7 protein-coding genes are annotated in these 6,249 nt (G+C 68.8%); 4 read left to right on the top strand and 3 right to left on the bottom strand.

Going from position 1 to position 6,249, the window contains the following annotated elements:
* Positions 1 to 433 (bottom strand): NUDIX hydrolase (locus JMF90_RS19740; protein ID WP_201325338.1); only part of this gene is annotated, 433 nt, incomplete at its 3' end.
* A 278-nt stretch (positions 434 to 711) separates the two neighbouring features.
* Between JMF90_RS19740 and JMF90_RS19735 the strand changes: the two genes are divergently transcribed.
* Genes JMF90_RS19735 through JMF90_RS19725 form a run of 3 tightly spaced genes read left to right on the top strand, consistent with a single transcriptional unit; the run spans position 712 to position 3,640 of the window.
* Positions 712 to 1,851 (top strand): Re/Si-specific NAD(P)(+) transhydrogenase subunit alpha, encoded by a 1,140-nt coding sequence (locus JMF90_RS19735; RefSeq protein ID WP_006476885.1) that lies wholly within the window; start codon positions 712 to 714, stop codon positions 1,849 to 1,851.
* An 11-nt stretch (positions 1,852 to 1,862) separates the two neighbouring features.
* Positions 1,863 to 2,189: an NAD(P) transhydrogenase subunit alpha gene (locus JMF90_RS19730; RefSeq protein WP_006476884.1), complete on the top strand. Its 327-nt coding sequence runs from the start codon at positions 1,863 to 1,865 to the stop codon at positions 2,187 to 2,189.
* On the top strand, positions 2,186 to 3,640 hold the full coding sequence (locus tag JMF90_RS19725; protein ID WP_006483443.1) for an NAD(P)(+) transhydrogenase (Re/Si-specific) subunit beta: 1,455 nt from the start codon (positions 2,186 to 2,188) through the stop codon (positions 3,638 to 3,640). The genes JMF90_RS19730 and JMF90_RS19725 overlap by 4 nt, the downstream gene beginning before the upstream one ends.
* 92 nt (positions 3,641 to 3,732) lie before the next feature.
* On the opposite strand, the gene JMF90_RS19720 is transcribed toward JMF90_RS19725, so the two are convergent.
* Positions 3,733 to 4,653, bottom strand: coding sequence for a LysR family transcriptional regulator (locus JMF90_RS19720; protein ID WP_053526783.1), 921 nt, complete (start codon positions 4,651 to 4,653; stop codon positions 3,733 to 3,735).
* A gap of 89 nt (positions 4,654 to 4,742) precedes the next feature.
* Between JMF90_RS19720 and JMF90_RS19715 the strand changes: the two genes are divergently transcribed.
* Positions 4,743 to 5,666 (top strand): carbon-nitrogen hydrolase family protein, encoded by a 924-nt coding sequence (locus JMF90_RS19715; RefSeq protein WP_006476882.1) that lies wholly within the window; start codon positions 4,743 to 4,745, stop codon positions 5,664 to 5,666.
* A gap of 78 nt (positions 5,667 to 5,744) precedes the next feature.
* On the opposite strand, the gene JMF90_RS19710 is transcribed toward JMF90_RS19715, so the two are convergent.
* On the bottom strand, positions 5,745 to 6,249 hold a 505-nt coding region (locus JMF90_RS19710; RefSeq protein ID WP_201325337.1), incomplete at its 5' end, for a YafY family protein.

Raw genomic sequence — 6,249 nt, 5'->3', positions numbered from 1 at the left:
CGCGCCGCCCGGCGAGATAGTCGTCGACGCAGCGCATCACCGCGGGCGAACGATGGCGCTCGCTGCAGGCGCGCAGCTCGTCGGCCGTCATCCACAGCGTGCGCACGATGCCATCGTCGAGCACGTGGCCCGCGACCGGTTCGCCGGCCGTGCCGCAGAACGTGAAGCGCAGGTAGGTCGCACCGGCGCTGCCGGGGCGCTCGTAGTGCGCGAGATAGACGCCGACGAGTGCGTCGGGCGTGAACGGGTGCGCGGTTTCCTCGAGCGTTTCGCGGATCACGGCGTCGGCCAGCGTTTCGCCGGCTTCCAGATGACCGGCCGGCTGGTTGATGCGCAGGCCCGTCGAGGTTTCTTCCTCGATCACGAGAAAGCGGCCGGCGCGCTCGACGAGCGCGGCGACCGTCACATGCGGGGTCCAGAGTTCGGGTTTCATGGTCGGCATTTTACCGGTTGCGCCCGAACGCTGCCGGCCGTCTGGTTAGACGAATCCGACCCCCGGAGTTCATCCGTCCGGGCGCGGCGCGACGGCACGGACCAAACGGATGTCGCATTCGAGCACGGTCGTGCGGAAAGTGCTGGCGGGGGCATCGCTTTCGGTTAAAGTGCAGCGTGAAAGCCGTTGCTCGTGAGCCGGTAAGTCAGCCTGTCCGGCTCGTTGCGCAGTAAAGAATGCAAGAAAAGAAATACTGACAATGACTGGAGGAACTGACGATGCATATTGGAGTGCCTGCTGAAACGCGGGCCAACGAGGCGCGCGTGGCCGCGACGCCGGAAACCGTGAAGAAATACGCGGCGGCCGGCCATCGGGTCAGTATCGCGAAAGGGGCCGGCAGTGCCGCCAGCTATCCCGATGAAGCCTATGTGGCCGCCGGCGCAGAATTGACCGACCAGTCGGCCGCTTTTGCCGCCGACCTCGTGCTGAAGGTCCAGGCGCCCACCGACGCCGAACTGCCGTTGCTCAAGCGCGGCGCCGTGCTGGTCGGCATGCTCGAGCCGTTCAACGGCGAGCAGGCGGCGCAACTCGCCGCGGCCGGCGTGACCGGTTTCGCGCTCGAGGCCGCGCCGCGCACCACGCGTGCGCAGAGTCTCGACGTGCTGTCGTCGCAGGCGAACATCGCCGGCTACAAGGCCGTGCTGGTGGCCGCGTCGCTGTATCCGCGCTTCATGCCGATGTTGATGACGGCCGCGGGCACCGTGAAGGCGGCGCGCGTGCTGATTCTCGGCGCGGGCGTCGCGGGCCTGCAGGCGATCGCGACCGCGAAGCGGCTGGGCGCGGTGATCGAGGCATCCGACGTGCGGCCGGCGGTGAAGGAGCAGATCGAGTCGCTCGGCGCGAAATTCCTCGACGTCCCGTTCGAAACCGACGAAGAGCGCGAAGCTGCGCAGGGCGTCGGCGGCTATGCGCGCCCGATGCCGCCGTCGTGGCTCGGCCGTCAGGCCGCGCTCGTGCACGAACGCGCGAAGCAGGCCGACATCGTGATCACGACCGCGCTGATTCCCGGCCGCCCGGCGCCGACGCTGATCTCGGTGGACACCGCGCAGTCGATGAAGCCCGGTTCGGTGCTCGTCGATCTCGCGGCCGGCCGCGGCCCGGAAGTCGACGGCCGCAAGGGCGGCAACTGCCCGCTGACCGTCGCCGACCAGGTGATCGTGCACAACGGCGTGACGATCGCCGGCTACACGAACCTCGCGTCGATGGTCGCGTCGGACGCGTCGGCGCTGTATGCACGCAACCTGCTCGACTTCCTGAAGCTGATCGTCACGAAGGAAGGCACGCTGAATATCGACCTGACCGACGACATCGTCGCCGCGACGCTGCTGTGCCGCGACGGTGAAGTCACGCGCAAATAACGGAGGAGACCATGGAAGTCATCAATCACACGGTGATCAACGTGATCATCTTCGTGCTGGCGGTGTACGTCGGCTACCACGTCGTCTGGAACGTCACGCCGGCGCTGCATACGCCGCTGATGGCCGTGACCAACGCGATCTCGGCGATCGTGATCGTCGGCGCGATGCTCGCGGCGGCGCTCACCGTCGGCGCGACCGGCAAGTTCTTCGGCACGCTCGCGGTCGCGCTCGCGGCCGTCAACGTGTTCGGCGGCTTTCTCGTGACGAGGCGCATGCTCGAGATGTTCCGCAAGAAGGAGCCCAAGCGTGTCGAGGGCGGCAAGGAGGGCGCGCGATGAGCATGAACGTCGTTACGCTGCTGTACCTCGTCGCGTCGGTGTGCTTCATCCAGGCGCTGAAGGGGCTGTCGAACCCGAAGAGCGCGCGGCGCGGCAACCTGTTCGGGATGGTCGGGATGGCCATCGCGATCCTCACGACGATCGCGCTGATCGTCAAGCAGGCCGCATGGCTCGGCGCGAACCTGCCGCTCGGCCTCGCGCTCGTGCTCGGCGCGCTGATCGTCGGCGGGGGCGTCGGGGCATTCGTCGCCGCGCGCGTCGAGATGACGAAGATGCCGGAACTCGTCGCGGCGATGCACTCGCTGATCGGTCTCGCGGCCGTGTGCATCGCGTATGCGGTCGTGTCGGAGCCGGAAGCATTCGGGCTCGTGCCGCAGGACGCGGTGTCGTCGAGCTTCATCCCGTACGGCAACCGCGTCGAGCTGTTCATCGGCACGTTCGTCGGCGCGATCACGTTCTCCGGGTCGGTGATCGCGTTCGGCAAGCTGTCGGGCAAGTACAAGTTCCGGCTGTTCCAGGGCGCGCCGGTCGTGTATGCCGGCCAGCACCTGATCAACCTGATGCTCGCGATCGCGATGCTCGGCTTCGGCATCCTGTTCTTCATCACGCAGGCGTGGCTGCCGTTCATCATCATGACGGCGATCGCGTTCGTGCTCGGTGTGCTGATCATCATCCCGATCGGCGGCGCGGACATGCCGGTGGTCGTGTCGATGCTGAACTCGTACTCGGGCTGGGCCGCGGCCGGCATCGGCTTCTCGCTGAACAACGCGATGCTGATCATCGCCGGCTCGCTGGTCGGCTCGTCGGGCGCGATCCTGTCGTACATCATGTGCCACGCGATGAACCGCTCGTTCTTCAACGTGATCCTCGGCGGGTTCGGCGGCGAAGCGGCGGCCGGCGGCGCGGCGGGCGCGCAGGAGCAGCGGCCGGTGAAGTCGGGTTCGGCCGACGACGCGGCGTTCATGCTCGGCAACGCGGAATCGGTCGTGATCGTGCCGGGTTACGGGCTCGCCGTCGCCCGCGCGCAGCACGCGCTGAAGGAGCTGACCGACAAGCTGGTCGAGAAGGGCATCGACGTGAAGTACGCGATCCACCCGGTTGCGGGGCGGATGCCGGGCCACATGAACGTGCTGCTCGCGGAAGCGGAAGTGCCGTACGAGATCGTGCACGAGATGGAGGACATCAACGGCGAATTCGGTCAGGTGGACGTGGTGCTCGTGCTCGGCGCGAACGACGTCGTGAACCCGGCCGCGAAGAACGATCCGAAATCGCCGATCGCGGGGATGCCGATCATCGAGGCGTACAAGGCGCGCACGGTGATCGTCAACAAGCGCTCGATGGCGGCCGGCTACGCGGGGCTCGACAACGACCTGTTCTACATGGACAAGACGATGATGGTGTTCGGCGATGCGAAGAAGGTCATCGAGGATATGGTGAAGGCCGTCGAGTAACGTACGCCCCCGGCTACGCGGCGCCTGCTTCGATGCGCGGCGCCGCGCCCCCGGACAGGCCCGACCGGTACAAGAAGCCGGCCGGGCCTTTTTCATGGGGCGACGAGGCGTGCGACGCAGGCGGCGATCGCGTCGCGTACGCGCACGATCGCCGGATCGCGCTGCGTGCTCGTGCGCCAGCCGATTTCGACCGGATAGCGCGGCAGGTCGACCGGGCACGCGAGCGCACGCAGCGAGGTCGCCTGCGCGATCGCATGCGCCGCGTGCGCGGGAATCGTCGCGACCGCGTCGGAGCCGGCGAGCAGGTACGGCAGCGCGGCGAAATGCGTGGTCGATGCCGCGACGCGCCGTTTGTGGCCGAGCGCGGCCAGCGCCTCGTCGACGATCCCGATCACGCCGCCCGACGACACGAGCAGATGGTCGCGCCGCAGGAACTCGGCGAGCGTCAGCGTGCGCGGCGCCCGCGCGCGGCCGGCCGGATCGATCAGGCACGCATAGCCGCCGGTCGCGACCGCGCGCCGGCTGAGCCCGTTCGCCGAGAACCCGCCCGACGCGATCGCGAGGTCGATGCCGTGACGCAGCAGCGCGTCGCCGGCGATGCCGCTGTGGGTCTGCCGGAAGATCAGCCGGATGCCGGCGGCTTCGTGCGCGACCGCGTCGATCAACGCACGGCCGAGCGCGATCTCGAAATCGTCGGACAGCCCGATCGAGATCGTGCGGCCGACGCGGTCGCCACCGTCGGCCGCGATCGCGAGGCTTTCGCGGCAGCGGTCGAGCGCATCGGACAGGATCGGCTTCAGTTCGTCCGCGCGCGGCGTCGGCGCGAGCCCGCGGCCGGTGCGCACGAACAGCGGATCGGCATAGATCACGCGCAGCCGCCCGAGCGCCGCGCTGACCGCCGACTGCGTGAGGTCGAGCCGCAGCGCCGCGCGGCTCGCGCCGCCTTCCTCGTACAGCGCCTCGAACACCTTCAGCAGGTTCAGGTCGAGGCCGGCGATATCATCTACATTCATGTCAGTTATCGTTGTATCGATTTGATCGATGAAATGATATCGACAAAGATGGCGTCATCCCACTCACCGCATTCACCGGAGACGCCTTCATGTCCACCTCAGTCATCGCCGCGCTGCAGATCGGCGCGTCGCCCGCCGGCACGCGCGCCACGCTCGACACGATCCTCGGCTACGAAACCGCGATCCGCGACAGCGGCGCGTCGCTGGTCGTGCTGCCCGAGGCCGTGCTCGGCGGCTATCCGAAAGGCGAGATCTTCGGCACGCGGCTTGGCTACCGGCTGCCCGAGGGGCGCGACGCGTATGCGCGCTACGCCGCGCAGGCGATCGACGTGCCGGGGCCGGAAACCGACGAGCTGGCCGCGCTGTCGCAGCGCACCGGCGCGAGCCTCGTGGTCGGCGTGATCGAGCGCGGCGGCAGCACGCTGTACTGCACGGCGCTGTTCTTCGATCCGCGCGACGGGCTCGTCGCGAAGCACCGCAAGCTGATGCCGACCGGCACCGAGCGGCTGATCTGGGGGCAGGGTGACGGCTCGACGCTGCCGGTCGTCGACACGGCCGCAGGCCGCGCGGGCGCCGCGATCTGCTGGGAGAACCACATGCCGCTGCTGCGCTGCGCGATGTACGCGAAAGGCGTGCAGATCTGGTGTGCGCCGACCGTCGACGAGCGCGACGTGTGGCAGAGCTCGATGCGGCACATCGCGCACGAAGGGCGCTGCTTCGTCGTGAGCGCGTGCCAGGTGCAGCCGTCGCCGCGCGCGCTCGGCATCGACGTGCCGGGCTGGGACCCCGAGCGGCCGCTGATCCGCGGCGGCAGCGTGATCGTCGGGCCGCTCGGCGAACTGCTGGCGGAGCCGCTGATCGGCGAGGCCGGGCTCGTGACCGCGCGGATCGACACCGACGAGCTCGTGAAGGCGCGCTACGACTTCGACGTCGTTGGCCACTATGCGCGTGCGGACGTGTTTTCGCTGCACGTCGACGAGCGGCCGAAGCGGCCGGTGGTGTTCGGTGGGTGACGAAAGTGGGGCCGGGCGCCACATGGCGCCCGGAAAATGAAGGGCGGCGCGTGTCCGCCGCCTTGCCACGTCAGCGCGTCAGCGCATGGGCGCTTCCGCGATCCGCATGTAGTCGGCGATCCGCCGGCCTTCCATGTCCGGAAACTGCTCGTGCACGGTGATGTCGCCCATCCGCGCGATGTCGAAGGTGCGGAAATCGCCGCGCAGCTCGCACCACGCGCCGATCGTCCAGCGCCCGCCCCAGTAGACGAGCCCGAGCGGCCAGACGCGTCGCTGAGAATGCGCGCCGAGCCGGTCGCGGTAGTCGAAGCTGACGATGTGGCGCGTGTCGATCGCCTGGTGGATCGCGTCGACCTTCGCGCAAAACGTCTCGTCGATGTGGAACGACGGCGCGAACACGGGCAGCCGGTCGAGCGCCGTGCGCTTGTCGGCCGGCATCGCCGACGCGATCTTCGCGAGCGCCGAGCGCGCGCCGCTCGCGAAGCGCGCGCCGCCCCAGGTCTCGAGCATGCGCGCGCCGGTGGCGAGCGCCGCCAGCTCCTCGGCCGTGAACGTGAGCGGCGGCAGGCTCGCGTTGCGGTTC

The organism is Burkholderia sp. E168m23 (assembly GCF_016586125.1).
GTDB lineage: Bacteria > Pseudomonadota > Gammaproteobacteria > Burkholderiales > Burkholderiaceae > Burkholderia > Burkholderia orbicola.
Note: the sequence above shows the minus strand (reverse complement) of the source record. Positions and strands in the feature narration are given on the sequence as shown.